The sequence below is a fragment of the Tamlana flava genome (assembly GCF_041287255.1).
GTDB lineage: Bacteria > Bacteroidota > Bacteroidia > Flavobacteriales > Flavobacteriaceae > Tamlana > Tamlana flava.
This window is the reverse complement of the sequence record NZ_JBGGTX010000003.1, coordinates 190,191-215,822: the sequence shown is the minus strand read 5'-3', so window position 1 is coordinate 215,822 and position 25,632 is coordinate 190,191. Positions and strand designations below refer to the sequence as shown.

The following is a 25,632-nucleotide window of genomic DNA, read 5'->3' as shown; positions in this document are numbered from 1 at the left end:
TTTTGAAATTGTATTTTTGAAATGAAATTTTAATCAGATGAAGAAATTTGTTTTCCTTTTTGTATGTGTTTTGTATTTAAAAAGTTGTGAACAGAAAAAGCGACCTGTGTTGGGTGAAACTGAGTTTCAAAAAGAAATTAATGCACAATTTAAGGATGCTTCTAGGTCACCTCTCAAGGATGAGGATAGAAAGCATTTTGAAGGTTTGGATTTTTTCGAGTTCGATTCTACCTATGTGGTAAAGGCAAAGTTTACAAGAACGCCAAATGAAAAAGCGTTCAAAATGAAAACTACAACAGACAGGCTGCCAGTTTATATAAAATACGCTGAGTTATCATTTACTTTAAAAGGTGAAACTTTTACTTTGGATATTTACCAAAACCAAGATATGATGGAGAAGGAAGGTTACGAAAACCACTTGTTTTTACCTTTTTTGGATGAAACTAACGGTCTAGAAAGCTACGGTGGTGGTCGTTATATCGACGTTCAAATACCTGAAAGTGAAACCATTATAATTGATTTTAATACGGCGTATAACCCTTATTGCGCTTATAACGACAGATATTCTTGCCCAATCGTACCCCGAAAAAATTATTTAAAAACCAGAATTGAAGCTGGGGTAAAGGCTTTTGGGAAGCATTAATATTGAATTTGGTTAACTTTCTAGGTATAATTGCTTCAAGTAATTCTTATTAAAGTAGCTTACTTTTCAATTATTAAGTTTTCCAAATACCTAAGCGCCGTAGCGATTAAATTGTTTCTGTTTTTAGCTTTTTCGTCAAAATAATCCAGTGTCTCCCTATTTAATTTTCTTCCCTTAATAAAAACAAATGAAGGTTTTTCAAGTGAAGATAATTCCAAAAGGGGATTTTTGTCAACAATTAATAAATTGGCTATTTTGCCTTCTTCAATGGTTCCCAACGAGTTCATGAAATTATGTGTTTTGGAAGGGTTTGCCGTAGCTGTTTTCAAGGCCTCGTAATTAGAAAGGCCAGCTTCTTTATAGAATGCCAGTTCTTGGTGAATTGAAAAACCAGGAAGGGTAACTCCAATGCCAGCGTCGGTGCCACAAATTATATTTACGCCTGCTTCGTGAAGTTTATTAACTATTGTAATATGAAAATCATGTTGTTTTTTTATATGGTCTGTTGCGGAAGGGTCATCTTGCTCTGTATAAAACCAGCGCTCAAATTGATTTTTACTGTCTGTTTTTTTGATTAGCGGATTCATATACGCTAAAGGCTCAGAATCTAAAATGGAATCATTAATCATCATTTGGTAGATATTGTTGAATACCGTTATTGTTGGGCAATAACTTGTATGGTTGGAGCGCGATATGGAATCAATAATAGGTTCTAGTTTAATGGTATCTAAATCGAACTGCAAAGGTTGCTGAACAATTTCTTCGGCATGTTCAATGGATTTGATTTTTGGATTTAAATGATATGAAAAAGGCACTTTTTGAGAGGGATGGGCAACAATATCAATTTCTGAAATTTCGGCTTGCTCAATGATGGCATCAAATATTTCTTTATCCAGCCCGTAATAAGTTTTAATCAAGTCGTAACCTCTTTCCTTGTATGAAATCACTTTATTTCTACCTTCATTGGGACTAGTCAGATTTAAATTATCGTCACCAATAAATTTCAAGCCTGTGAGCTTTGGTCCTGTTGTAATAAACGTGGGCGAAAAAATTTTGTCATTTTTAACATCTTCTTTAATTCTTAAATGCATGGGCATGCCCCATAAATTTCTAACCGTTGTAATGCCATTTGATAGGTATAAACCGAGTTCATATCTGTCCCAAACATGAACATGCATATCAATAAGGCCAGGTGTTAAAAATTTATTTTTAGCGTCAATAATTTCAATGCCATTGACTTCAATAGTGTCGGCAATCTTCTGAATTACGCCCTCTTTTATGTATACCATTTGGTTAACCAAAACAGTATCTCGGTTCATTGGTATGACATTGGCATCTTTTATAAGAAAAGAATCTTTGTTTGCCAATTCGTTTTCTTTGATGTTTAGGTAGCTGGTTTTTTCTAAATCAATCCAAAGTGAGATTAGAGCAGTTAATACTAGCAGTCCTAAAAGAATACTTACAATTTTTAAAAGACCTTTTAATATTTTCATTTACCTAATTATGACTAATTTGGAGATTTTGGACTATAATATTTTGTTAAGTCAAGTTTATTTCACCAAAAACATTCCAAAAAACACCGCTAAAAACCCGGCAATAAAGCTGGCAATGGTATAAACCACAAAGCCCATAAAATCACCCGATTTTAAGAGGACATGGTTTTCGTAAGCAAAAGTTGAAAAGGTGGTAAATCCACCACAAAATCCCGAAGCCAAGAGTAAAATATGGTTTTGCGAAAGTGACGTGTTTTTTCCGGCCAGGCCTAAAACGATACCTATAAGCAAACAGCCTAATACATTGGCTGTAAATGTGCCGTAAGGCATGAAGGTTTCGGGTTTGTTTAAATATTTTCCAATTAAAAAACGCAACGCACTGCCAAATCCACCACCAATAAAAACTAATAAAACCTGCTTCATTTTATTTAATGGCAATGTAAATTTCGGTAATCCAATCTGCTGGGTTTGGGCTGGTCATGGGGTCGTTAACATAAACTTCCAACATGGGGCCGTCATCAACAAACTCCAAGCTATTGTCTGTTACATATTTCATGGCGGTTTCCCAAGCTTCCTCTAAATTAGAGTAATCTCCTCTTAATGTGGTTTTAAGAGCTTTAAAAGGTGCTAATTGGCCAGTTAAAATATCGCTTACTGAAGAAATAACTTTTGCCGTAGTGGGAACACAGGACGAAAACATGGTAGCGTTATTTTCAAGGTCCCATTTATGGTAATAAGTAAAAGGTGCTCCAGCCATTTTAATATTGTTGCTCATGGCGTAGTTGATTACTTTGGGCATCATTTCCTGCATTTTGCTTTCAATGTCGGTTATCTTACATGATGCGGTATTATATACGTAAAACCCGCCACCGTGCTCAGTAATGCCATCAACAGTTACGCTATATTTTTGTATGTCCGTTGTAATTATGCTGTCTAATTTAAACAGGCCACGTTCAAAATCAGGGCCTGTCATCTGTTCAATAGATCCTGCAAATGTGGTGAACATTTTGGTCATAAAATCTTGCTTGCCTGACATTTGCCAGGTTACCCTTGTGCCTTCATCTGTTGGTTCGAATATCCAATTGATATCCGATTCCGATTCAAAAGGTTTTATAAAGTTAATGTGCTGGGCAATCAATTCATTTTCTATCACATCTAAAGTTTTCATACTGCCTTCGCCTAAAACTTCACCGCTCCAAGCATAAGAACCATCAACCCCAGCAGTTTTTTCGCCATAGGTTAATTTAGCATTTGGTTCTTGCTCCAACCATGGTGAAAAACTAGGCCAATTTTTAAAGTCGTTTACTTTGTTAAAGACCACCGAAGCTGGCGCTTGAATAACCTTGCTTCTTGAAAAATTAAATTCGTTCGGTTGAACGGCTACATAAATGGAAAAACCAATAATAACAATGAGTAAGAGGAAAAGAATGTATTTGAGTGTCTTCATTGTTAAAGTTTTGAAAAATTAGACAAATCAAAGATAGACAATTTTAATTTTTGTTTAATAAATTATTACATTTGTTGTCTTAAAAATAAATATTTTTTAGTCAAAAGGATGATTTTTAAGTTTATCAATAATTAAAATAGAAATTCAGTTGACTTTTTTAACAATATTAAAATAAAAAATTTCAAAAAATGAACCTTAAATCAATCTTAAATTTAGCACTGGTTTTCACTATTTTATTTTCGTGTGGCAATGAAAATTCCAAAAAAATTGAGGGCGCCATGGCCTACAACGAAACTGCAGAATTTGATTTTTTTGTAGAGCAATTTGCAGATGTTAAAGTGTTGAGGTACGAAGTTCCGGGATGGGATGTGCTAACTTTAAATGAACAAAAATTGGTGTACTATTTAACTCAAGCTGGTTTAGCCGGAAGGGATATTATGTGGGACCAAAACTACAAGCACAATCTCAAAATAAGAAAGGAGCTTGAGCATGTTTACACTAATTATTCTGGCGATAAATCTTCAGAAGATTGGAAGGCTTTTGAAATCTATTTGAAACGTGTATGGTTTAGCAATGGTATTCATCATCATTACTCCAATGATAAGTTAAAACCTGAGTTTTCTGCCGATTATTTAAAAATGTTGCTCACCGAAACCAATACGGATTTGGATTCAGATATTCTTGAAATCCTTTTCAATGAGGTTGATACCAAAAAAGTAAATCAAGGTAAAGGGGTTGACAACGCATCACTTTCAGCCGTGAATTTTTATGGTCCAGATGTTACCAATGAAGATGTGGCAAATTATTATAAAACCAAAACATCGCCTAACCCAGAAAAGCCTTTGGCGTTCGGAATAAACTCCCAATTGGTTAAGGAGAATGGCGAAGTAAAAGAGCGTATTTATAAATCTGGCGGCCTTTATGGAGAAGCTATTGATGAGATAATAAAGTGGTTGGAACTAGCCAAAGGTGTTGCAGAAAATGAAGCACAAGCGAATGCATTAGGCTTGCTGATTGACTATTATAAAACTGGTGATTTGCAAACTTGGGATGATTATAATGTAGCTTGGACAAACGCAACGGAAGGAAATGTAGATTATATAAATGGATTTGTTGAAGTGTACAACGACCCTCTCGGTTATACAGGGTCTTATGAAATGATTGTACAAATCAATGATTTTGATATGTCGCAAAAAATGAAGGTACTGTCAGATAACGCCCAATGGTTTGAAGATAATTCTACCCTCATTGAAGCACATAAAAAGGAAAATGTAGTCGGAGTTACTTATAAAGTGGTAAATGTTGCAGGCGAAGCTGGCGATGCTTCACCAAGCACGCCAATTGGGGTGAATTTGCCAAACTCTAGTTGGATTCGTGCTGCTGTGGGTAGCAAATCTGTGTCACTCGGAAATATTATAAATGCATCAAATAAAGCCAGTAGCGCTGGACGCACAAAAGAATTTGTTCACGATGAGGAAGAATTTAAAAACCATGAGCAATATGGCGAGTTGGCCGATAAATTGGAAACCGCCTTGCATGAAGTAATAGGGCATGCTTCGGGTCAATTAAATCCTGGTGTACCAGAAACCAAAGAAACACTTAAAAACTATGCTTCAACTTTAGAAGAAGGTCGTGCGGATTTGGTGGCGCTTTATTATATGTACCATCCTAAGTTACAAGAATTAGGTTTGGTTGATGATTGGGAGGCCGTTGGGCGAGCTTCGTATGATGCTTATATCCGTAACGGACTTTTGGTTCAATTGGTCAGATTGAATTTAGGCGATGATGTTGAAGAAGCACATATGCGCAATAGGCAATGGATTTCGGCTTGGGTTTTTGAAAAAGGACAAAAGGAGAATATAATCGAAAAAGTGACCAAAGAAGGCAAAACCTATTACAATATTAATGACTACGCCAAGCTAAGAGATTTATTTGGACAGCTTTTACGAGAAGCCCAACGCATAAAATCTGAAGGTGATTATGCGGCTGTTGAAGCCTTGGTAGAGGGTTATGGTGTTAAAGTAGATCAGGCTATTCATACCGAGGTTTTGGAACGTAACAAACAATACAAATCGGCACCTTATACTGGTTATGTTAATCCTATTTTAGTGGCTGAGAAAGATGACTCTGGCGAGATTGTTTCAATTAAAATAACACAGCCAAAAACGTTTGCAGAACAAATGCTAAATTATAGTGATCAATATAACTTTTTGCCCGATGTGAATTAAAAATTCAAATAAATGAAATTTGAGAAGACAGAATCTTGATTAAGGTTCTGTTTTTTTGTTTACGCTAAAAACTAAAAGTATAATATTAATAACAATAAGAACGCTGAGAATTAATAGTATTTTCATCTTTAGTTGGTTTAGTACTCAATAGATGCAAACTTTTTGAAAAGGTTGCGTGGAAAGATAAAAAAATTAATCAATATTTTAACTAAGCTTATTTAAAGAAGAATTTAATCGCAGAAATAAAAAGTATGAAAGCTATAAAGGCTATAAGTATCCATATGCTTCCGGCATAAAATCGTTTGTGAAGTTTTAAATCCTTGCGGTACGTATAAGCAATAATAATAGTGAACACTATAAAAAATAAAACCCCAAAAATGATTTGACCTTTACTGAACATATGGTTAATTTTATGCGCAAACAAATATAGATTATTTATGCAAAATAAAATAAAGGCCGTTAAGGCATTTCATAAAGCATTTAAATTAGGGCATAAGGAAACACCACACGCTGATCTTGGTTTGGCCAAAAATTTATTGCGTTACAAACTTATGCGCGAGGAAAATGAAGAATATCTTGAAGCGGCCAATAATAACGATTTGGTTGAAGTGGCCGATGCACTTGGCGATATGCTTTACATATTATGTGGTACGATCATTGAACATGGTTTACAGCACAAAATTGAAGAAGTGTTTGAAGAAATTCAACGCAGTAACATGAGCAAATTAGGAGAGAATGGCCAGCCCATTTACCGTGAAGATGGTAAAGTGTTAAAAGGGCCAAACTATTTTAAACCGAATATTCAATCTGTTTTGGAAAAATAAGAAGTTGTCATTGCGAGGAATGAGGTACGAATGACGTGGCAATCTGTTTAATTTTAGCTTTAATCATGAGATTACTTCGGTCATTCTTCCCTCGTAATGACGTTAGTCGGAACTCCCTTCAGCATCACATCTTATTTGGTACTAATAACTGGCCTGCATTCCAACTCTACCCTGTGTGATATTTTAAAGCTTAAAAAATAAAAAAACAACCTAAGCTAGGTTGCTTTTTCTGTATATTAATTTTCTTTTACTTTGGGAAGGTTAGGATGGGCTTTCTATTTCACCTCCATTCGCCAACCAAATGGATCTTCAACTTTATTGGTCTGTATGTCTGTTATGCGCTTTTTTAAATAACTCGCATAGGTGTCGTCAAGTTTTGGTAACTCGTAGTCCTTGTCTTTGTACCCAAAACCAGAAATTGGTGAAATGACCGCAGCAGTGCCTGCCCCAAACATTTCTTTAAGCGTACCATTTTCAGCAGCTTCAACAACTTCGCTAACAGAAATCTTTCTAACTTCAACAGGAATGTTCTCTGTTGTTGCCAGCTCAATAATACTTTTTCTGGTAATACCATCAAGGATTCTATCACTTGTAGGTGCTGTAATTAACGTGTCGTTAATACGAACAAAAATGTTCATGGCACCTGCTTCTTCAATAAATTCATGATTGGTATCGTCGGTCCAAATAACTTGTTGGTAGCCTTTATCAACAGCCAATTGCGTTGGGTAAAACTGCCCAGCGTAATTACCTCCAGCTTTAGCGAAACCTACGCCACCATTGGCAGAACGGGAATATTTTTCTTCAATTAAAACGCGAACTTCACCCGCAAAATAAGCTCCAGACGGTGCTGTACAAATAATGAATTTATATTCATCGGCCGGTGAGGCATGAAATCCTTTTCCAGAGGCGAATACAAACGGACGGATATACAGTGAGCTACCTTCTTTTTTCGGAATCCAATCTTTGTCAACTTCCAAAAGGGTTTTTAGCCCATCCATAAAATAGCTTTCAGGCAATTCTGGAATAGCCAATCGTTTAGATGAAATATTCAAACGTTTAAAGTTTTCCAATGGACGAAATAACCAGACGTTTTCATCAGTATCCTTATAAGCTTTCATTCCTTCAAATACAGATTGCCCGTAGTGGAAAATTTTGGCCGACGGGTCTAAAGTAATGGGTTGGTAAGGCTCAACTTTTGGTGCCTGCCATTTGCCATCTTTATAATCGCAAACCAACATGTGGTCGGAAAAAACGCTTCCAAATTTTAAATTGTCAAAATCTACCTCGTTGATTTTAGAAGTTTTGGCTTTTATGACTTCTATATCATTGATTATCGTATTCATAGTCCGGATATTTTAAGCAACAAATTTACAGAAAAACGTTTTTAAAAAAGCGGTATATTTACATTAAATCGTTTAAAATTCAAATATTAACAGGATAAATTGAATTGAAAAGAGAAATCATAATTACGGCCGATGGTTCAAGTACAATTCACATTCCAGAATGGAACGAACAATACCACTCAAAACATGGTGCCATTCAAGAGGCTTACCATGTGTTCATTAAGCATGGTTTACATCAATCGTGTCATGTTGAAGACATTCGAAACACAGATGGCTCAAAAATATCAATCCTAGAAATAGGTTTTGGCACAGGTTTAAATGCTTTTATCACCCTTTTGGAAGCTGAAAAAATAAATCAAAAAGTCAATTATGTTGGCGTTGAAGCGTACCCGGTCTCTCTAGAAGAAATTAAACAATTAAATTATGCTACAACTTTGAATGTGACTAACAAGGATTCTTTTTTTAAAAAACTTCATAATGTAAGTTGGGAAGAAAGCTATGCCATTACTGATAATTTTAAGTTGACAAAGCGGAAACAGCTTTTTTCTGAAATAAAAGACGAGCAAGCTTTTAATTTAATCTATTTTGATGCTTTTGGTGCTCGTGTTCAACCCGAATTATGGACGGAGGATATTTTTCAAATAATGATTAAGGCATTAAAACCAAATGGCATTTTGGTAACCTATTCGGCTAAAGGCAGTGTGCGACGTGCCATGCAAAGCGTTGGCTTTTTAGTTGAAAAACTACCTGGCCCACCTGGAAAAAGGGAAATGCTGAGGGCAACAAAGCATTCAACGAAAGTAATGAGTTAAATGTTACGTGCGACAGAATTGTTAAACCTAGCATAAATCTTAAAAGCGAGCCTTTGTGTTTTGTAACTTTATAAAAAAAGAGCATGCGCGTTTTAATTACAGGGGCTACGGGATTGATTGGAAAGGAAATTGTAAAGCTTTGCCACGAAAATGAGATTAAGGTAAACTATCTCACCACAAGCAAACCCAAAATTGAAAACACCGAAAACTACCAAGGCTTTTACTGGAATCCTGATAAAAAGGAAATTGACACGGCCTGTTTTAAAGGCGTAGATGCCATAATTCATTTGGTAGGAGCTTCCGTTTCAAAACGATGGACGCCAGCATACAAAAAGGAAATTTTAAATAGTAGAACAGAATCCACACAACTTTTAATTGACAATTTAAAAGGGGAAACCCACCAAATAAAGCAAGTGGTTTCTGCAAGTGCCATTGGTATTTATCCTGATTCCTTGACCAATTATTACGACCAATCGTTCAACCAAACTAGTGATTCCTTTTTGGGACAGGTTGTTAAGGTATGGGAAGCCGTTGTTGACGGGTTTGCCGAAGTTGGCGTTAGTGTTGCCAAAATTAGAATTGGTTTGGTGCTTTCAAATAAAGGAGGTGCTTTGGTGGAGTTGGTAAAACCAATTAAATATGGTCTTGGGGCGGCTTTTGGTAGTGGCAAACAGTGGCAATCATGGATACACATAACTGATTTGTCCAATATCTTTTTGTATGTTTTACAGCATCAATTAACCGGTGTTTATAATGGTGTGGCACCAAACCCAGTGAGCAATACAGAGTTGACCAAAACAGTTGCGGGAGTTTTAAAAAAACCATTGGTTTTGCCCAACATCCCTAAGTTATTTATGAAGCTTATTTTGGGAGAGATGCATATTTTGTTGTTTGAAAGTCAACGAGTAAGCTCCAAAAAAATACAGGACAAAGGTTTTGACTTTAAGTTTAATTATTTGGAACCAGCTTTAAGGGATTTGTTAAATTTAAGATTTACGAAGGTCTATAGGCATTAGAGTTAAATGCTTTTGAAGTATAATTTTCAGAGACAAAACTGAGTAGAAATTGACTAAAGAAAATATTTTTTAAAAGCTCATAGATATACCCAGACCATAGTCTTTTCCGTCATAAAAGGGCATAACCATTCCGTTTGTGTTTTTTCTGTCTTTAAAAATGGTTCGCTTCAAAAATGGGTAGGTCCAATAAGCAATTTTGGTGCTTAATATGCCAATACCGGCGCCTGCTGCAATATCGGTAAGCCAATGCCTGTTATTATACATTCTAAAAAAGCCAGTTCCCGTGGCAACCAAATACCCAGAAATGCCTTACCAAACTGAGATGTCCTTATATTCCTGTAGTAAAAATTCAGCGCCCATAAATGCTGTAGCCGTGTGGCCAGAGGGGAATGAATTATTGGTAGATGCATCTGGCCTAAGCACGTTGCCTGAGCTCTTGGCAAAATGAACTGAGGTTGCCATAATTAAATAGGCTGTTCCTAAAATAATAGTTCGGTCTTTAAAATTGTGTTTGCCTTTAACGCCTAATGCATTTAGGGCATAAACGGACAGAAATGGAGTGTATTGAGAAATATCATCTATGGTGAATTTTTCATCAATGTGCTCATTAATTTCTTCTTTGATTTCAGCGTTAAATAATTTTAAGCCGTCACTTTCTATTCCAATTAATCCATAGCTAATTAATGCAGATGGAATGATTAGAGCTTTATAATTAAACTTGTTGGTTTTCGTAGCAGGAAGAGAATCATTCTTTAGTTTTGTCCAAAGAGGTTAACGGTAAGTATTGAAAATATAATCACTAAACTTATTTTTTTCATCGTCTTTTTTAGTTGTTGTCAAGGTAAAGGTAGCATTGTTTCTTAATGTTGAAATAATTTTTGGGTTAAGAGAACTTTTTCAATTGCAAACGGAATTAATTGTAACAATAAGAAATAAAAAACCCACCCTGAATAATCAAGGTGGTTTTTTTGATTTTTGAAGTTTATCAATTAAGACTTTGCAGCTTTAACCATAATTTTCAACTCAATATCATCATTAATGAATTTGTCACCGAGATTGTCAAAAAACGACTTAGAACCATGTTTTACATTCCATTTAGAACGGTCAATGGTGAACGTTTCACTTTCAAGGACCAACTGTTCACCTTCATGTGAAATTGAAACGGGGAATGTTACGTTGTTTTTGGTATCTTTTAATGATAAATTTCCAGAAAGCATCATTTTACCATCAACTTCTTCTAAACCAGTTATGGTAAAACCAGCACTTGGGTGGGTGTCAACATCAAAAAAGTCTGGACTTTTTAAATGTCCGGCAAGTCTTGCATTTTTTTTATCATCTGCTGGCAAATCCTTCACGGTAATAGAATGCATGTCGATAACAAAAGAACCTCCAACAATTTTACCATCAGCTACTTCAAATGAACCACGCTCCAATTCAATGGTCCCAAAATGCTCTCCGGTTGGCTTAAAGCCTTTCCAGTCAATATATGAAGCCTCTAGCTTGGCTTTATAGTTTTCGGTAATTTCTTCTGTAGTTTCAGGTGTTTCAGCTGACGTGGTTTTGGCCTCCTTAGCCTTGTCCTTACAGCTAATAAATACCGTTGCAAGGGCGGTAATAAATAATAGTGTTGCAAATTTCGTTTTCATAGTAAATGGTTTTTATGTTATTTTCATAAAACTACATAAACATATGTTAAGAAAAAACTAAAATTATTTTAGTGACATTATGGCATTTTTACAATAATGGCAGTACTTTTGCCAACTCATTTTAGAATTTGTTTAAATAAGATAAGCAATGAGCAAAAAAGATAAAGCTAACGATATAGAAAATAGCCAAGCTAATGCCGATGTGCAAAACGAAGCTGTTGGCGTAGAAGAACAAGTTGTTGAAGAACAAACTGTTGAGGAAAAACTCCAAGGTGAATTAAAACAAGAAAAAGATAAGTTTTTACGCTTGTTTGCCGAATTTGAAAACTACAAAAGACGTACGGCAAAAGAGCGTATTGAATTATTTTCAACCGCCAGCGAAGATGTGATGAAAACCTTATTGCCGGTTTTGGATGATTTTGAACGTGCATTAACGCACATCGAGGAAGACAAAGAAGCCGAAGAATTGCGCAAAGGGGTGCTTTTAATTTATCAAAAACTGGTAAATACTTTAGAGCAAAAAGGGCTCAAAGCTATGAAGGTTGAAAAGGGCGATGCTTTTAATGCCGATAACCACGAGGCCATTACACAAATACCTGCTCCTAGCAATGACCTTAAAGGTAAAATCATTGACATCGTTGAAAAAGGATATACGCTTGGCGAAAAGATTATTCGTTTCCCTAAGGTGGTTATTGGGCAATAAGAATAGTGGAAGAATTCTTTAACAAGAGAAGAAGTTAATAAAGGAATATGGCTAAAAGAGATTATTACGAAGTATTGGGTATTAGCAAAGGCGCGAGTGCTGCGGAAATTAAAAAAGCTTACCGCAAAAAAGCTATAGAATTTCATCCCGATAAAAACCCAGATGATAAAGAAGCCGAAACAAAATTTAAGGAAGCAGCTGAGGCCTACGAGGTACTCAGCAATGCAGATAAAAAAGCCCGTTACGATCAGTTTGGTCACCAAGCCTTTGAAAATGGCGGTGGTTTTGGCGGTGGCGGCATGAATATGGATGATATATTCAGTCAGTTCGGTGATATTTTTGGTGGTGCATTTGGTGGAGGAGGTTTCTCTGGTTTTGGCGGAGGTGGAGGCCAGCGTCGTGTTAAAGGAAGTAATTTACGAATCCGTGTAAAACTCACCTTAGAGGAAATAGCCAATGGCGTTGAGAAAAAGATAAAAGTAAAGCGCAAAGTTCAAGCGCCAGGCACAACATATAAAACCTGTTCTACGTGTAACGGTACAGGTCAGGTTACCCGCATTGCTAATACAATTTTAGGAAGAATGCAAACTTCAGCGCCATGTAATGTTTGTGGTGGGGCAGGAGAAACCATCGATAAGGTTGGTAGCGGTGCAGATGCCCAAGGGCTTAAAGTTTCTGAAGAAACAGTTTCCATAAAAATACCTGCTGGGGTTGTTGACGGTATGCAACTAAAAGTTTCCGGTAAAGGAAATGAAGCTCCAGGTAATGGTACTTCGGGGGATTTAATCGTGCTTATTGAAGAAGAGCAACACGAAAAATTGCAACGCGAAGGAGATAATTTGCACTACGATTTGTACGTAAGTTTTCCAGAAGCTGTTTTAGGAACCTCAAAGGAAATAGATACCGTTTCGGGCAAAGTGCGCATAAAAGTTGAAGCTGGTGTACAATCGGGAAAAATTTTACGCTTGCGCGGAAAGGGCATACCAAGCATAAATGGTTACGGAAAAGGAGATCTTTTGGTACACGTAAATGTATGGACCCCAAAAACATTGAGTAAGCAACAAAGAGAGTTTTTTGAAGCGATGCAAGAAGATGACCATTTCTCGCCAAAACCCGAAAGTACAGACAAATCTTTCTTCGAAAAGGTGAAAGATATGTTTACATAACATATGTTAATTAACAAGAAAAATCTGCTATAATTGCGATTTTTTTTTGTTTAAAATTGCAAGATATCCAATAGTTTTGCTCTTGGTATTGAAAAAAAAACTATATTTGACTATCACTAATTAACTTTAGTGGTAATTTTTCTTTTTCATAGCAATTTTTTTCCCATCCTTAATTTTATTAAGGGTGGGTTTTGTTTTTAAGGAAGTCTATTTTTAAATTTTATGGGTTATTTAGCTAAATTCCTTTGAACTTCTCATCTTACATTTAATATCTTTACCAGCCACTTGTCAATAAAAAATTATAAATGAGTAACTTATTGGAAGTTAATAAAGTTTCAAAGAAATTTGGAGATTTTAAGGCGCTAAACAACGTTTCAATTTCAGTTCCTAAAGGAAGCATTTTTGGTTTATTAGGGCCCAATGGGGCTGGAAAAACAACACTGATACGTATTATTAATCAAATTACAATTCCAGATTCTGGATATGTACATTTAGATGGTGAACCGTTAAAGGAACACCATATTAAAGATATTGGTTACTTGCCAGAAGAACGCGGTTTGTACAAATCCATGAAGGTAGGGGAGCAGGCTTTATATTTGGCACAATTAAAAGGATTGAGCAAAACTGAAGCCAAAACAAGGCTCAAATATTGGTTTGAACGATTGGAGATTGGCGATTGGTGGAACAAGAAAATCCAAGAGCTTTCAAAAGGTATGGCACAAAAAATACAATTTGTGGTTACTGTATTGCACCAACCCAAATTATTGATTTTTGACGAACCTTTTTCTGGGTTTGACCCCATAAATGCCAATCTAATTAAAGATGAAATTTTACGATTACGCGATGAAGGTGCAACAGTTATTTTTTCGACACACAGAATGGAATCGGTTGAAGAATTGTGTGATGATATTGCCCTTATCAATAAATCTAATAAAATATTGGATGGTAAATTGGCCGATGTAAAAAGGCAATACAAAATAAATACTTTTGAGGTGGGTATTAGAGCTAGTGATAAAGATATATTGAGAAAGGAATTGGAACAAAAGTTTGCGGTTTCAGAGGCAAAATTCAAAACTTTAGAGGATGAACTGAAACTAAATATTAAGCTTAAGGAAAACGAAACACCAAATGATTTGTTGAGCTACCTGACTTCAAAAGGAGAGGTTTCCCATTTTATTGAACTTATCCCAAGTGTAAACGATATTTTTATTCAAACAGTAAAGAATAATTAATTTTTATGAACCACTTACCACTTATCATAAAAAGGGAATATTTAACCAAGGTTAGAAATAAATCTTTTATAGTCATGACTATTTTGAGTCCGATTATAATGATAGCCCTAATCTCTGTTGTTGCTTATTTGTCGCAGCTGAATAACGAAAAAGTTCGTACAATCAATATATTGGATGAGTCTGGGTTGGTCGGTGAAATTTTTAAAAGCACCGACCATACAACCTATAATATGCTGCCAAGTATGGATTTGCAAGACGCTAAGGCCTTATCAAAAGAGTCAGAAGCATATGGCTTATTGTATGTTGAAGATTTTGATTCGGTTGAAGACGTTTCAAAACATATCATGTTCTATTCAGAAGATGTGCCTTCATTAACCGTAATATCAGATATAGAGCGTAAAATAGAAAATGAACTCACCCATGTAAACATGCAAAACAATGGGGTTAATATTGATATGATTGAAGCCTCTAGAGCATACGTAGAAGTTTTTCAGGAGAGTTTTGAGGGTGAAAAAACATCAAAGACAGATAGTTTGGTCAAGCTCATTTTCGGCATAGCCGTTGGTTATTTGCTTTTCATGTTCATTATAATTTATGGCAATATGATTATGCGTAGCGTTATTGAGGAAAAAACAAGCCGAATTATAGAAGTTATAATTTCATCTGTAAAACCAGTACAATTAATGCTTGGCAAAATAATTGGAACCTCTTTGGCGGGTATTACCCAATTTGCCATTTGGTTGGTTTTCGGTGGTTTATTAATGACCATAGTATCCCTGGTGTTGGGAATAAGTTTTTCCGAATCTCCAATGCCACAACAAGAGATTATGGAAATGGCTGCTCAAAAACCAGATTTTACTTTTTATTTTGAATCGTTTAAAACGGCACTTACCAATTTACCATTGATGAATATTATTTTTGCGTTTATATTATTTTTTGTTAGCGGTTATCTGCTTTACAGTTCACTTTATGTAGCCATTGGAGCCGCAGTAGATAGCGAAACCGATACGCAACAATTTATGATGCCCATAATAATGCCTTTAATTTTGGCCGTTTATATTGGTATCTTTACAGTTATTGAAGATCCCCATGGTACGATATCAACCATTTTTTCGTTTATACCATTAACATCGCCAGTGGTTATGTTAATGCGTATTCCTTTTGGCGTGCCGTTGTGGCAGCAATTCTTATCATTGTTGATTTTGATTGGTTCGTTTATGTTTACGGTTTGGTTTGCCGCAAAAATTTATAGAGTAGGTATTTTAATGTATGGCAAAAAGCCGAGCTATAAAGAAATTATTAAATGGATAAAGTATTAATATGATTCAGGATTTGGAAAAAATAGAAGACACCATTAAAGAAAGTTCGATCTGGGAAAAATTGGGTGAATTTTTAGAATTCAAAATTATTGACTTTACATACGGAACAATTGATGATGCGCACCATATTGTGCTCAAGGTAAAATATATTTTACTAGTAGCCATGGTGATGATTGTCACTACCTATTTGTTGCGGTGGATAAAGAAGCTGATCACCAAAAATATGCCCAAAGACGATAAGGTAAAATTCAATACCGTTTTTTCATTTGCGCGGTGGATAATTTACCTAGTCGTCATGCTCATCGTTCTCGATGCCATTGGGTTTAATGTTACGGCTATTTTTGCAGCATCTGCGGCCTTATTGATTGGTATTGGTTTGGCACTTCAAACCTTGTTTCAAGATATAATATCCGGTATTTTTATATTGATAGACCAAACGGTTCATGTGGGCGATATTATTGAAATAGATGGTAAGGTTGGACGAGTTGAGGAAATTAAGCTGAGAACCACAAGAGCAGTGACCATTGATAATAAAGTGCTCGTTATACCAAATCATTTATATTTGGAAAATAGTTTGTACAACTGGACACAAAATGGCACAACAACACGAGAAAGCGTTGAGGTTGGTGTTGCCTACGGAAGCGACGTTCAATTGGTTAAGAGATTATTGATTCAAGCGGCGAGCACCCATCCTAATGTGCTTAGTGAGCCGGAACCAACAGTGGTTTTTATGGATTTTGGTGATAGTTCGCTAAATTTTAAAATTGCCTTTACCTTAAATGATAGTTTTAAAGCTCAATTTCCTAAAAGTGATATTAGGTTTGAAATTGACCGTTTATTCAGGGAGAACAATGTAACCATTCCATTCCCACAGAGAGATATTCATATTATTCAAAAATAAACTTTAAAAGGCTTATCAAAGAACGTCGTGTCATAAAGAAAAAGAGGTTTTTTGGCCTATCGGTATGCATTGTTTTAATGTGCCAATTTGCTCAAGCGCAACTCACCGATTTAGCCCGATTCGAGTATTCCTTTATTCCAAAAAGCAACTCCGAAGACCAATACACGCGACTTCGAGCTATTTTAAATTATCCCATTAAGGTTAAAAATGATGCTTACCTTGTTGTTGGCGGGGAGTACAACCGTATTTTGTTGAATTTAGAAGACCAATATCCTTTTAATACTTCCAGTTTGGATAAGATTCATGTTATAGATTTAAGTTTGGGTTATACGTTTAAATGGAATGAAAGATGGAGATTTGGTGTAAAATTTAATCCAAGAATAGCATCCACGCTCACGTCTCAGTTAAATTCCGATGATTATTTTATGAATGGTGGAATGTTCTTTATTACAGACGGAACTAAAGATGAAAATATAAATAAGCCATATCGTTTAGTATTGGGTCTAACATATAATGCCACAACAGGTGTGCCGTTCCCATTGCCTTTTGTGAGCTATTTTAGAAAGATAAATGAAAACTGGAGTTTTAACGCCGGTGTACCCAAATCGAATTTAAAATATACGTTTAATGAAAAAAATAATGTTCAGACCTTTATAGCGTTAGATGGTTATTTGGCCCATCTGCAAGAACCTATAATAATAAACGGTCAAAATGTAGACCATATTTCACTTTCTGTAGCGGTCGCAGGATTTGGGTATGAATATTGCTTTACCAAACATTTAGTAGCCTATTTATATTCTGGTTATACGTTTAGGCTAAACAACGTGTTAAGAAATAAAGATCGTAATGAAATTTTTAAATTAGACGACGTGAATGCGTTTTATTTAAGAACGGGACTTAAATTTAAAATATAACTATGTCAAAAATACTAGTAATAGAAGACGAGGCAGCCATTAGAAGAGTACTTTTAAAAATCCTTTCAGAAGAAAATGATGCCTACCAAGTTGAAGAAGCTGAAGATGGCTTGCAAGGTTTAGAAAAAATTAAAAATGAAGACTATGACTTGGTACTCTGCGATATAAAAATGCCAAAAATGGATGGCGTTGAGGTATTGGAAGCCGTTAAAAAACTGAAACCCGAAATCCCAATTGTTATGATTTCTGGTCATGGCGATTTGGATACCGCTGTTAATACTATGCGTATTGGGGCTTTTGACTACATTTCAAAACCACCAGATTTAAACCGACTTTTAAACACTGTTCGCAATGCTTTGGACAGAAAGGAATTGGTTGTTGAAAACAAGATTCTCAAAAAAAAGGTCAGTAAGAAATATGAGATGATTGGTGAAAGCGATGCCATTTCACAAATCAAGGATATTATTGATAAAGTGGCGCCAACCGATGCCCGAGTTTTGATTACAGGACCAAACGGAACAGGAAAAGAATTGGTAGCGCATTGGTTGCACGAAAAGAGCGAGCGTGCCAAAGCCAATTTAATTGAGGTGAACTGTGCAGCCATCCCATCAGAATTGATTGAAAGTGAATTGTTTGGTCATGTAAAAGGGGCGTTTACCAGTGCGGCAAAAGATAGAGCAGGAAAATTTGAAGCAGCCAATGGCGGCACTATTTTTCTGGATGAAATTGGTGATATGAGTCTTTCGGCACAAGCTAAAGTGCTCCGTGCGTTACAGGAAAACAAAATTCAACGTGTTGGGAGCGATAAAGATATTAAGGTTGATGTACGGATTATTGCCGCCACCAACAAAAATTTAAAAAAGGAAATAGAAGACGGTAAATTCCGTGAAGATTTGTACCATAGGCTTGCGGTTATTTTGGTGCAGGTGCCTTCATTGAATGAAAGACGTGATGATATTCCGTTGTTGGTCGACCATTTTGCTGAAAAAATAGCTTCAGAACAAGGAAATTCCAAAAAAGTATTTTCCGAGAAGGCCATAAAATTGCTTCAGGAGTACGACTGGACGGGAAATATTAGAGAACTCCGAAACGTGGTTGAACGCTTAATTATTTTGGGTGGTGCAGAAGTAAGTGAGCAAGATGTTAAACTTTTTGCTTCAAAATAAGGTAAATCTAAAGTTCTCTGTGAAATTAAAAATCCATTCAAAACTTCAACCCATAAGCTTTCTCAAAAACGTTTTAATGTTTGTTTTTGTTTGCATGAGCCTGAGCTCGTGTAGAAGCAATGTAATTATTTCAGAAGTTGGTGACGGTTGGAGCAGTAATTCTATAAATACGGTTAAGTTTCGAAAAAACGCTATTACCACCTTTAATAAGCATCAGTTCATTGCGTATTATGATGCTCATGGTTATGTGGTTTTGGGAAAGCGTAAGCTTGATTCAAACATCTGGGAAACTTATAAAACACAATATAAAGGTAACACGAAAGATGCCCACAACAGCGTCAGCATTGCCGTTGATGGCGACGGATTTTTACATGTAAGTTGGGACCATCACAACACCAAATTACGTTATGCCAAAAGCAAGAAGCCTTTGAGCTTGGGCCTGGGTGAAGAATTGATCATGACAGGTGAACAGGAAGATAGGGTAACTTATCCAGAATTTTATAATTTGCCCAATGGCAATCTGTTGTTTTTTTATCGCTCTGGTGAATCTGGCAGGGGTAATTTGGTCATTAATTCGTATGATATTTCATCAAAAAAGTGGACACAGCTTCAAAATAATTTAATTGATGGTGAAGATAAGCGAAGTGCCTATTGGCAGGCTTGCATAGATAGAACGGGTGTAATTCATTTGTCGTGGGTTTGGCGAGAAACTTGGGGTGTGGAAACGAACCATGATTTGGCCTATGCACGGTCTAAAGATGCTGGTGTAACCTGGGAAAAATCTACTGGTGAAAAATATAATTTGCCAATAACTTTGGCTTCTGCCGAATATGCATGGAAAATTCCTCAAAATACAAATCTTATCAATCAAACCTCGATCACTGCTGATGATTTTGGAAAACCGTATATTGTGAATTACTGGAATGATGAAAACAAAATTCCACAATTTCAAATAGTCTATTTAGGGCAAGGTGTTTGGAAAAGATTAAACACCGCTTTCAGAAAAACCTCCTTTGTTTTGGGCGGTGGAGGGACTAAAAGAATCCCTATTTCACGTCCTTCCATTTTGGTTAGTGATGTTAAAGATGATAAATTAGTTTCAATAGTATTTAGAGATGAAGAGCGCCAAAACAGGGTGTCTTTGGCATATGCATCATTAAAAAATGAACTGTGGAACGTAATAGATTTAACTGACGATTCCGTTGGTCAATGGGAACCAAATTATGATATTTTACTTTGGAATTCCAAAAAGGAATTAAACATCTTTCTTCAAAACGTCACCCAAGTTGATGGAGAAGGATTGGCAGAAAATGAATCCTCGAAAGTGAGGGTTTTAAGTATTAAAAATATCAACAAACTAACTAATTTAGAATAAGTAGTGGAAATTCCTTTCCTTCTGTCAAATTAAACTAAAAGCTATGAGAACCTTATTGATGCTTGTTTCTGTGTTTTGTTTCATGTCTTGTAAATCACAAGGTGAAGGCCAAGTTAAAAAGAACATTGCACTAGATTCCATTCGCCTTAGCGATCCCTATATTTTAGCAGACAAAGCAACACAAACGTACTACATGACGGGTACAGGCGGAAAACTTTGGAAAAGTAAAGATTTAAAACTTTGGGAGGGTCCTTACACAGTTGCGGAAACCGACCCAAATTCTTGGATGGGACCAAAGCCAATGATTTGGGCTGCCGAACTTCATCATTTCAAAAGCAAATACTACTATTTTGCCACATTCACGAACAGAAAAGTGAAAATTGATACCGTAGCTGGGAATATTATAGAGCGACGGGCAAGCCATGTCTTGGTTTCTAAAAACCCTTATGGCCCTTATGTACCTATGGAGGATAAAACTTATTTGCCTGCTGATATGCCAACACTTGATGGCACATTTTGGATAGACACCAACGGAAAACCTTACATGGTTTACTGTTATGAGTGGTTGCAAAATGGAAACGGTACCATCGAAAAAATTGAGCTGAAACCTGATTTAAGTGGCTCCTTTGGTAAAGGAGAATTACTTTTTAAAGCTAGCGATTCGCCTTGGAGCAAAGAAAAGGATGCCGATGGAAATGTTAAACCCAATAAGGTTACCGATGGCCCATTTTTGTTTAAAACAGGAACGGGCCGACTAGGGATGTTATGGACAAGTTGGGTTTATGATGTTTACACCCAGGGCGTAGCGTATTCTGAAAGTGGTACTTTAGATGGTCCATGGATTCAGGAAAAAGAACCCATAACACCTCCGAATTTCGGTCATGGTATGTTGTTTAAAACCTTTGACGGTAAGCAGTTAATGGGTGTTCATAGCCATAAAAAAGTTGATGGCAGAACCATTAGAATTCCGCATTTCTTTGAAGTTGATTTATCTGGCGACAAATTGGTTCTCGTCAAACCTTATAATCCATAACATTATGAAAATTAAAAGTCATATTTACCTATTGCTTTTTCTGATTCAAGCAACCTTCGCTTCAGCTAATAATTTAAATGAAGACCCGGGCGGAGTGTATCTTTTTGCTTATTCAACCAATGATGGTAGAAGTGGATTAAACCTAGCTTGGAGCGTAGATAAGGAGAACTGGCATGAAATTGGAACAAACCATACCTTTTTATTTTCGGATTTTGGAAGTTGGGGCTCACAAAAGAGGATGTACGACCCATATTTGTTTCAGGACAATGAAGACGCATGGCACTGCATATGGAGTTTAAATGATGAGGTTAATGTTTTTGCACATGCGGCATCGAAGAATTTATATGAGTGGGAACGACAATCTTATCCGCAAGTTATGGATTTTGGAAACTTTAAGGAGCCTGAAGTTTATTACGATGCTTCAGAAGAAAATTTTGTGATTTCATGGTTGAGCAACACAGTTGAAAATTCAACCCAAGAAGCATATCAAACCACCACTACCGATTTTAAGAATTACTCAGAAACCAAAAAAATTGCATTATCAGATAGAAAAAATGAACGAGTTGAAATCATTTTAAACGGAAAAGAGGAAAAAGGGGTTGTTTACAAAGTTGCATGGAATTTGGTTGCCCAGCTTATAAAACATGAAGAATGGGTACAATTCCATAACAATGAAAGGAACGAAAGTTTAAACGACGACCCTCAACGTTTTAAGGATTTAAAACCTTTAGATGCCGACATAACTTTACGGCCAGAAAATGGTAAAGAAATAAGCAATCTTTTGATTGGTGTTTTCTTTGAAGACATTAACTATGCTGCAGATGGAGGTCTATATGCCGAATTAATCCAAAATCGTGATTTTGAGTATCATGTTTCCGATACAAAATTTAGGGATTCTACTTGGACGAGCACTAAAGCATGGTCGGTAAATTCGGAAGCTGTAGAATTATCCATTGAAACGACATCGCCAATTCATAAAAATAATCCACACTACGCTATACTCGATGTCAAAAAAACGGGAAGTGGGTTGATAAACGAAGGATATGAAGGTATTCCTGTTAAACAAGGTGAGAAATATGATGTTTCACTTTTTGCCAAAAACTTCGGCGATTCAAAACAAAATTTGTTAGTTAAAATAAAAGATGAAAGCGGAAAAGTTATCGGCGAAACTTCAATTAAAAATATTGACAAAGATTGGAAAAAATACCAATCTGTTATCAAAGTTAAATCAACAGCAATAAATGCTCAATTGGAAGTTGTTCCTAGTGCTAGAGGAAAGCTGGCCTTGGATATGATTTCTCTTTTTCCTCAAAGCACATTTAAAAAAAGAAAGAATGGCTTGCGTGCAGATTTGGCGCAAACCATTGCCGATTTAAACCCGAAATTTGTGCGTTTTCCGGGTGGTTGTGTGGCCCATGGCGACGGGATTGACAATATATACAAATGGAAAAATACCATTGGCGATTTGGAAGAACGTGTACCGCAGCCCAATATTTGGTGATACCATCAAACCGTTGGCTTGGGGTATTTCGAGTATTTTCAGTTTTGTGAAGACATCAATGCAGAACCTGTCCCCGTTCTGGCAGCAGGTGTGCCTTGTCAAAATTCATCAACGGGAGGCCATGGTCAACAATGCGGTATTCCTATGGAAGATATGGACGATTATGTGCAAGATGTTTTGGATTTAATTGAATGGGCAAATGGTGATAAAAACACCAAATGGGGAAAAGTTCGTGCTAAAGCTGGGCACCCAGAACCCTTCAATTTAAAATATGTGGGCATTGGTAACGAAGATTTGATTACCGATGTTTTTGAAGAACGCTTTACGATGATTTTTAATGCCGTTAAGGAAAAGCACCCAGAAATAACGGTAATTGGAACGGTTGGCCCGTTTTACATGGGAACCGATTACGAAGAAGGTTGGGATTTGGCTGAAAGATTGCAAATTCCAATGGTAGATGAGCATTATTACCAAACACCGGGATGGTTTATCAATAATCAGGATTTTTATGATTTGTACGATAGAAGCAAATCCAAAGTTTATTTAGGGGAATACGCTACTCATGTTCCAAACAGAAGAATGAATATACAAACAGCACTTTGTGAAGCCCTATATTTAACATCTATTGAGCGAAATGCCGATGTGGTTAGTATGACATCGTTTGCACCGCTATTGGCAAAAAAAGGGTATACTCAATGGACTCCAGATTTGATTTATTTTACTAACACCGATGTTAATCTTACGGTTGATTATTATGTGCAACAGCTTTACGGAAATAACTCGGGCGAAACCTATATTCCAAGTAAAATAAAAATATCTAACCAAGATAAAAAAGTGAAGCAACGTGTAGCATCTTCGGTTGTAATAGATGCGGCAAGTGGCGATTTGATTATAAAATTGGTGAATGTGCTTCCTGTTGAAGTGAACTCAACCATAAATTTAAAAGATTTGGGCCTTGATAATCAGGATGCCGTTTTGAGTGTTCTAAGAGGAGAACCCAATGACGAAAACCAAAAGCCAAAAGTTTCAAAAATAAGTATATCTGATACTTTTGAATATAAAATGCCAGCTTATTCTTTTTCCGTTATTCGAATTAAATCTTAGCCTTTTAATTGCTTGTGCAGGAACTTAATGTGCTTAAATATGTAGCCGTAATTTCCCTTATATTGGCTATGTAGTGGGTTTTAATTTCCTCAATGCTTTTGGATGATATTTCATTTTCAGCTTCACTGTAGCTTAATTGGTTATGGCTACAGTTGCAAATATCCAAAACATCGTTGTAAGACTTAATGTTGGAAGCTAAAGCCGTTTTATAGTCATTAATAAGCTTTACCCTTTTTAACTGAGCAGATTTTAATTCTTGGTCTGCAAGTTTTCGCTTTATTTCTTCTTCTTTTTGTTTCAAAGCCAATTGTTGTTGTCTTAACTGTTCTTGTTCAAGTTCCAATGAAGTAAGTGGTTCGTTTTTATATGAAGAAGCTGTGAACTTATCGAGTTCAATAATACTTTCTTTTGCAATTTCTTTGGCACGCTTCACGTAAAAACGCCCATCTTCATAAGTTTTAACGTGTTCAACTTTCGCCAATAGATCTATGCCTTTATTAGCTAAGTCTAATGACTTCAGGCAGCCACAGTTCACAAGGTTTTCTTTGGAAAGTTTAAAAGACTCCATTGAGCGGTTTGTATAATATTGCAAGTGGCTAATGTTGTTTGAATCGTAGGCATCTTTAACGTGCGAATAAGCATTCACCAAATAGGCGCTGGCTTGGTCACAACTGTTTTGTGCATTAATGAATAAAGACGTAATTAAGCATAAAATAAGGCTAAAATGTTTCATGGTTTTAGGGTTGATTACATAAATAGGTATGGCGAATGTATAAAAAACAGAAGAAAATAGTGTGCTGTTCATCGAAATCTGGTTAATGCCCAACCGTTTATCGATGAAAACAAGAATTTTCATTTTATAATCAATAGCATTTTTTATCTTTAAATCCATATAAAATTTTAAACATGAACACGTATAAAGTCACCTCTCCAATTAAGCTAAAAAACACGGAAACCAACGAGGTCATTGATGATGCTAAGAAGGAATTAAAGTCCATCAGAAAAAAGTTGGGAGATTGGCAAAATATCATGTATGCGCATGATAAATATTCGGTTTTGGTTTGTTTACAAGGTATGGACACCGCAGGAAAGGATAGCTTAATACGTGAGGTTTTTAAGGATTTTAACGTTAGAGGCGTTCAAGTACATAGTTTTAAAGTGCCCACTGAGCAAGAACTTGGGCATGATTATTTGTGGCGACATTACCTTGCCCTGCCCGAACGGGGTAAGTTTGGTGTATTTAACCGAACGCATTACGAAAATGTGTTGGTAACGCGGGTGCATCCTAATTATATTTTGGGTGAAGGCATTCCTACGGTCAATTCAGTGGAGGATATTGATGACGCATTTTGGGATAAACGTTTTGAGCAAATCAATAGCTTTGAGAAACATTTGGCCGAAAATGGCACTGTTATCTTTAAGTTCTTTTTAAACCTTTCAAAAGAAGAGCAAAAAAACCGATTGCTACGTCGTTTAAGAAAACAGGAAAAGAACTGGAAGTTTTCGGCGGGTGATTTAAAGGAGCGTAAACTTTGGAGCAAGTATCAAGACTGTTACGAAGATGCCATTAATAGAACATCCAAACCGCATGCTCCCTGGTACGTCATTCCGGCTGACGATAAACCCACGGCCCGTTACTTGGTGGCGAAAATCATGCATGATGCCTTAATGGCCTATGCTGATATAAAAGAGCCTGAATTGGATGACGAAACAAAGGCTAATATTGAAACCTATAAGTATCAATTAAATAACGAGTAGTTATTTCT

General features: G+C 36.2%; 24 protein-coding genes and 1 pseudogene. 18 read left to right on the top strand and 7 right to left on the bottom strand.

Going from position 1 to position 25,632, the window contains the following annotated elements; genetic code table 11:
* Positions 1-37: 37 nt before the first annotated feature.
* On the top strand, positions 38-643 hold the full coding sequence (locus ACB104_RS10020; protein ID WP_370478374.1) for a DUF1684 domain-containing protein: 606 nt from the start codon (positions 38-40) through the stop codon (positions 641-643).
* Between the two features lie 59 nt (positions 644-702).
* Here ACB104_RS10020 and ACB104_RS10015 read toward each other — a convergent pair whose 3' ends face one another.
* The 3 genes from ACB104_RS10015 to ACB104_RS10005 are packed head-to-tail and all read right to left on the bottom strand — an operon-like array spanning position 703 to position 3,583.
* Positions 703-2,136, bottom strand: a complete 1,434-nt coding sequence (locus ACB104_RS10015) for an amidohydrolase family protein (RefSeq protein ID WP_370478372.1) — start codon at positions 2,134-2,136, stop codon at positions 703-705.
* A 57-nt stretch (positions 2,137-2,193) separates the two neighbouring features.
* Positions 2,194-2,559: a fluoride efflux transporter CrcB gene (gene crcB / locus ACB104_RS10010; protein ID WP_370478370.1), complete on the bottom strand. Its 366-nt coding sequence runs from the start codon at positions 2,557-2,559 to the stop codon at positions 2,194-2,196.
* Position 2,560: 1 nt separating this feature from the next.
* Positions 2,561-3,583 (bottom strand): SRPBCC family protein, encoded by a 1,023-nt coding sequence (locus tag ACB104_RS10005; protein ID WP_370478369.1) that lies wholly within the window; start codon positions 3,581-3,583, stop codon positions 2,561-2,563.
* Positions 3,584-3,771: 188 nt separating this feature from the next.
* On the opposite strand from ACB104_RS10005, the gene ACB104_RS10000 reads away from it, so the two are divergent.
* The gene (locus tag ACB104_RS10000; RefSeq protein WP_370478367.1) at positions 3,772-5,811 is read left to right on the top strand and encodes a dipeptidyl-peptidase 3 family protein; all 2,040 of its coding nucleotides are present in this window, start codon (positions 3,772-3,774) and stop codon (positions 5,809-5,811) included.
* A gap of 437 nt (positions 5,812-6,248) precedes the next feature.
* Positions 6,249-6,635, top strand: coding sequence for a pyrophosphohydrolase domain-containing protein (locus ACB104_RS09995; protein WP_370478366.1), 387 nt, complete (start codon positions 6,249-6,251; stop codon positions 6,633-6,635).
* A 275-nt stretch (positions 6,636-6,910) separates the two neighbouring features.
* Here the strand turns inward: ACB104_RS09995 and ACB104_RS09990 are convergent, their stop codons facing one another.
* A complete protein-coding gene (locus ACB104_RS09990; RefSeq protein WP_370478364.1) occupies positions 6,911-7,978 on the bottom strand; it encodes a branched-chain amino acid aminotransferase in 1,068 nt (355 codons plus the stop codon).
* 104 nt (positions 7,979-8,082) lie between these two features.
* On the opposite strand from ACB104_RS09990, the gene mnmC2 reads away from it, so the two are divergent.
* Positions 8,083-8,790 (top strand): tRNA (5-methylaminomethyl-2-thiouridine)(34)-methyltransferase MnmC2, encoded by a 708-nt coding sequence (mnmC2, locus tag ACB104_RS09985; RefSeq protein ID WP_370478362.1) that lies wholly within the window; start codon positions 8,083-8,085, stop codon positions 8,788-8,790.
* 83 nt (positions 8,791-8,873) lie between these two features.
* Entirely contained in the window at positions 8,874-9,806 is a 933-nt protein-coding gene (locus tag ACB104_RS09980; protein ID WP_370478361.1) for a TIGR01777 family oxidoreductase, read from the top strand.
* A 69-nt stretch (positions 9,807-9,875) separates the two neighbouring features.
* On the opposite strand, the gene ACB104_RS09975 is transcribed toward ACB104_RS09980, so the two are convergent.
* Complete coding sequence (locus ACB104_RS09975; RefSeq protein ID WP_370478359.1) at positions 9,876-10,070, bottom strand: phosphatase PAP2 family protein; 195 nt, start codon at positions 10,068-10,070, stop codon at positions 9,876-9,878.
* A gap of 19 nt (positions 10,071-10,089) precedes the next feature.
* Between ACB104_RS09975 and ACB104_RS09970 the strand changes: the two genes are divergently transcribed.
* Positions 10,090-10,254 carry a hypothetical protein gene (locus ACB104_RS09970; RefSeq protein WP_370478358.1) on the top strand — a complete coding sequence of 55 codons (165 nt, stop codon included), beginning with the start codon at positions 10,090-10,092 and terminating at the stop codon, positions 10,252-10,254.
* 541 nt (positions 10,255-10,795) lie between these two features.
* On the opposite strand, the gene ACB104_RS09965 is transcribed toward ACB104_RS09970, so the two are convergent.
* Positions 10,796-11,452 carry a YceI family protein gene (locus ACB104_RS09965; protein ID WP_370478356.1) on the bottom strand — a complete coding sequence of 219 codons (657 nt, stop codon included), beginning with the start codon at positions 11,450-11,452 and terminating at the stop codon, positions 10,796-10,798.
* Positions 11,453-11,600: 148 nt separating this feature from the next.
* Here ACB104_RS09965 and ACB104_RS09960 point away from each other — a divergent pair, with 148 nt between their 5' ends.
* From ACB104_RS09960 to ACB104_RS16080, 11 genes and pseudogenes are all read left to right on the top strand, one after another.
* Entirely contained in the window at positions 11,601-12,155 is a 555-nt protein-coding gene (locus ACB104_RS09960; RefSeq protein ID WP_370478354.1) for a nucleotide exchange factor GrpE, read from the top strand.
* Between the two features lie 47 nt (positions 12,156-12,202).
* Positions 12,203-13,321, top strand: coding sequence for a molecular chaperone DnaJ (gene dnaJ / locus ACB104_RS09955; RefSeq protein ID WP_370478353.1), 1,119 nt, complete (start codon positions 12,203-12,205; stop codon positions 13,319-13,321).
* A gap of 305 nt (positions 13,322-13,626) precedes the next feature.
* Entirely contained in the window at positions 13,627-14,553 is a 927-nt protein-coding gene (locus tag ACB104_RS09950; RefSeq protein WP_370478351.1) for an ABC transporter ATP-binding protein, read from the top strand.
* 5 nt (positions 14,554-14,558) lie between these two features.
* Complete coding sequence (locus tag ACB104_RS09945; protein WP_370478349.1) at positions 14,559-15,872, top strand: ABC transporter permease; 1,314 nt, start codon at positions 14,559-14,561, stop codon at positions 15,870-15,872.
* Between the two features lies 1 nt (position 15,873).
* Positions 15,874-16,773, top strand: coding sequence for a mechanosensitive ion channel family protein (locus tag ACB104_RS09940; RefSeq protein ID WP_370478348.1), 900 nt, complete (start codon positions 15,874-15,876; stop codon positions 16,771-16,773).
* A gap of 77 nt (positions 16,774-16,850) precedes the next feature.
* Complete coding sequence (locus ACB104_RS09935) at positions 16,851-17,687, top strand: DUF6268 family outer membrane beta-barrel protein (protein ID WP_370478346.1); 837 nt, start codon at positions 16,851-16,853, stop codon at positions 17,685-17,687.
* A 2-nt stretch (positions 17,688-17,689) separates the two neighbouring features.
* Positions 17,690-18,853 (top strand): sigma-54-dependent transcriptional regulator, encoded by a 1,164-nt coding sequence (locus ACB104_RS09930; RefSeq protein WP_370478344.1) that lies wholly within the window; start codon positions 17,690-17,692, stop codon positions 18,851-18,853.
* A gap of 76 nt (positions 18,854-18,929) precedes the next feature.
* The gene (locus ACB104_RS09925; RefSeq protein WP_370478342.1) at positions 18,930-20,228 is read left to right on the top strand and encodes a BNR repeat-containing protein; all 1,299 of its coding nucleotides are present in this window, start codon (positions 18,930-18,932) and stop codon (positions 20,226-20,228) included.
* 43 nt (positions 20,229-20,271) lie between these two features.
* Positions 20,272-21,261: a glycoside hydrolase family 43 protein gene (locus ACB104_RS09920; protein ID WP_370478341.1), complete on the top strand. Its 990-nt coding sequence runs from the start codon at positions 20,272-20,274 to the stop codon at positions 21,259-21,261.
* Positions 21,176-23,275 (top strand): annotated as a pseudogene (locus ACB104_RS16075) (alpha-L-arabinofuranosidase family protein); the annotation flags it as partial. The gene ACB104_RS09920 and the pseudogene ACB104_RS16075, both read left to right, overlap by 86 nt.
* Entirely contained in the window at positions 23,276-23,866 is a 591-nt protein-coding gene (locus ACB104_RS16080; RefSeq protein WP_502267023.1) for an alpha-L-arabinofuranosidase C-terminal domain-containing protein, read from the top strand.
* Between the two features lie 4 nt (positions 23,867-23,870).
* On the opposite strand, the gene ACB104_RS09905 is transcribed toward ACB104_RS16080, so the two are convergent.
* Positions 23,871-24,758 carry a hypothetical protein gene (locus ACB104_RS09905; RefSeq protein ID WP_370478336.1) on the bottom strand — a complete coding sequence of 296 codons (888 nt, stop codon included), beginning with the start codon at positions 24,756-24,758 and terminating at the stop codon, positions 23,871-23,873.
* Between the two features lie 14 nt (positions 24,759-24,772).
* Here ACB104_RS09905 and ACB104_RS09900 point away from each other — a divergent pair, with 14 nt between their 5' ends.
* Complete coding sequence (locus ACB104_RS09900) at positions 24,773-25,624, top strand: PPK2 family polyphosphate kinase (RefSeq protein WP_370478334.1); 852 nt, start codon at positions 24,773-24,775, stop codon at positions 25,622-25,624.
* Positions 25,625-25,632: the final 8 nt, after the last annotated feature.

Coding starts and splice junctions, on each gene's coding strand:
- ACB104_RS09945 (WP_370478349.1), top strand. CDS start 14,559: ATGAACCACTTACCACTTATCATAAAAAGGGAATATTTAACCAAGGTT.
- ACB104_RS09975 (WP_370478359.1), bottom strand. CDS start 10,070: ATGTATAATAACAGGCATTGGCTTACCGATATTGCAGCAGGCGCCGGT.
- ACB104_RS09960 (WP_370478354.1), top strand. CDS start 11,601: ATGAGCAAAAAAGATAAAGCTAACGATATAGAAAATAGCCAAGCTAAT.
- ACB104_RS10000 (WP_370478367.1), top strand. CDS start 3,772: ATGAACCTTAAATCAATCTTAAATTTAGCACTGGTTTTCACTATTTTA.
- ACB104_RS09930 (WP_370478344.1), top strand. CDS start 17,690: ATGTCAAAAATACTAGTAATAGAAGACGAGGCAGCCATTAGAAGAGTA.
- ACB104_RS09980 (WP_370478361.1), top strand. CDS start 8,874: ATGCGCGTTTTAATTACAGGGGCTACGGGATTGATTGGAAAGGAAATT.
- dnaJ (WP_370478353.1), top strand. CDS start 12,203: ATGGCTAAAAGAGATTATTACGAAGTATTGGGTATTAGCAAAGGCGCG.
- ACB104_RS10020 (WP_370478374.1), top strand. CDS start 38: ATGAAGAAATTTGTTTTCCTTTTTGTATGTGTTTTGTATTTAAAAAGT.
- ACB104_RS09920 (WP_370478341.1), top strand. CDS start 20,272: ATGAGAACCTTATTGATGCTTGTTTCTGTGTTTTGTTTCATGTCTTGT.
- ACB104_RS10015 (WP_370478372.1), bottom strand. CDS start 2,136: ATGAAAATATTAAAAGGTCTTTTAAAAATTGTAAGTATTCTTTTAGGA.
- ACB104_RS09990 (WP_370478364.1), bottom strand. CDS start 7,978: ATGAATACGATAATCAATGATATAGAAGTCATAAAAGCCAAAACTTCT.
- ACB104_RS09995 (WP_370478366.1), top strand. CDS start 6,249: ATGCAAAATAAAATAAAGGCCGTTAAGGCATTTCATAAAGCATTTAAA.
- ACB104_RS09935 (WP_370478346.1), top strand. CDS start 16,851: ATGTGCCAATTTGCTCAAGCGCAACTCACCGATTTAGCCCGATTCGAG.
- ACB104_RS09925 (WP_370478342.1), top strand. CDS start 18,930: ATGTTTGTTTTTGTTTGCATGAGCCTGAGCTCGTGTAGAAGCAATGTA.
- crcB (WP_370478370.1), bottom strand. CDS start 2,559: ATGAAGCAGGTTTTATTAGTTTTTATTGGTGGTGGATTTGGCAGTGCG.
- ACB104_RS09950 (WP_370478351.1), top strand. CDS start 13,627: ATGAGTAACTTATTGGAAGTTAATAAAGTTTCAAAGAAATTTGGAGAT.
- ACB104_RS09905 (WP_370478336.1), bottom strand. CDS start 24,758: ATGGATTTAAAGATAAAAAATGCTATTGATTATAAAATGAAAATTCTT.
- ACB104_RS09900 (WP_370478334.1), top strand. CDS start 24,773: ATGAACACGTATAAAGTCACCTCTCCAATTAAGCTAAAAAACACGGAA.
- ACB104_RS09940 (WP_370478348.1), top strand. CDS start 15,874: ATGATTCAGGATTTGGAAAAAATAGAAGACACCATTAAAGAAAGTTCG.
- ACB104_RS09965 (WP_370478356.1), bottom strand. CDS start 11,452: ATGAAAACGAAATTTGCAACACTATTATTTATTACCGCCCTTGCAACG.
- ACB104_RS10005 (WP_370478369.1), bottom strand. CDS start 3,583: ATGAAGACACTCAAATACATTCTTTTCCTCTTACTCATTGTTATTATT.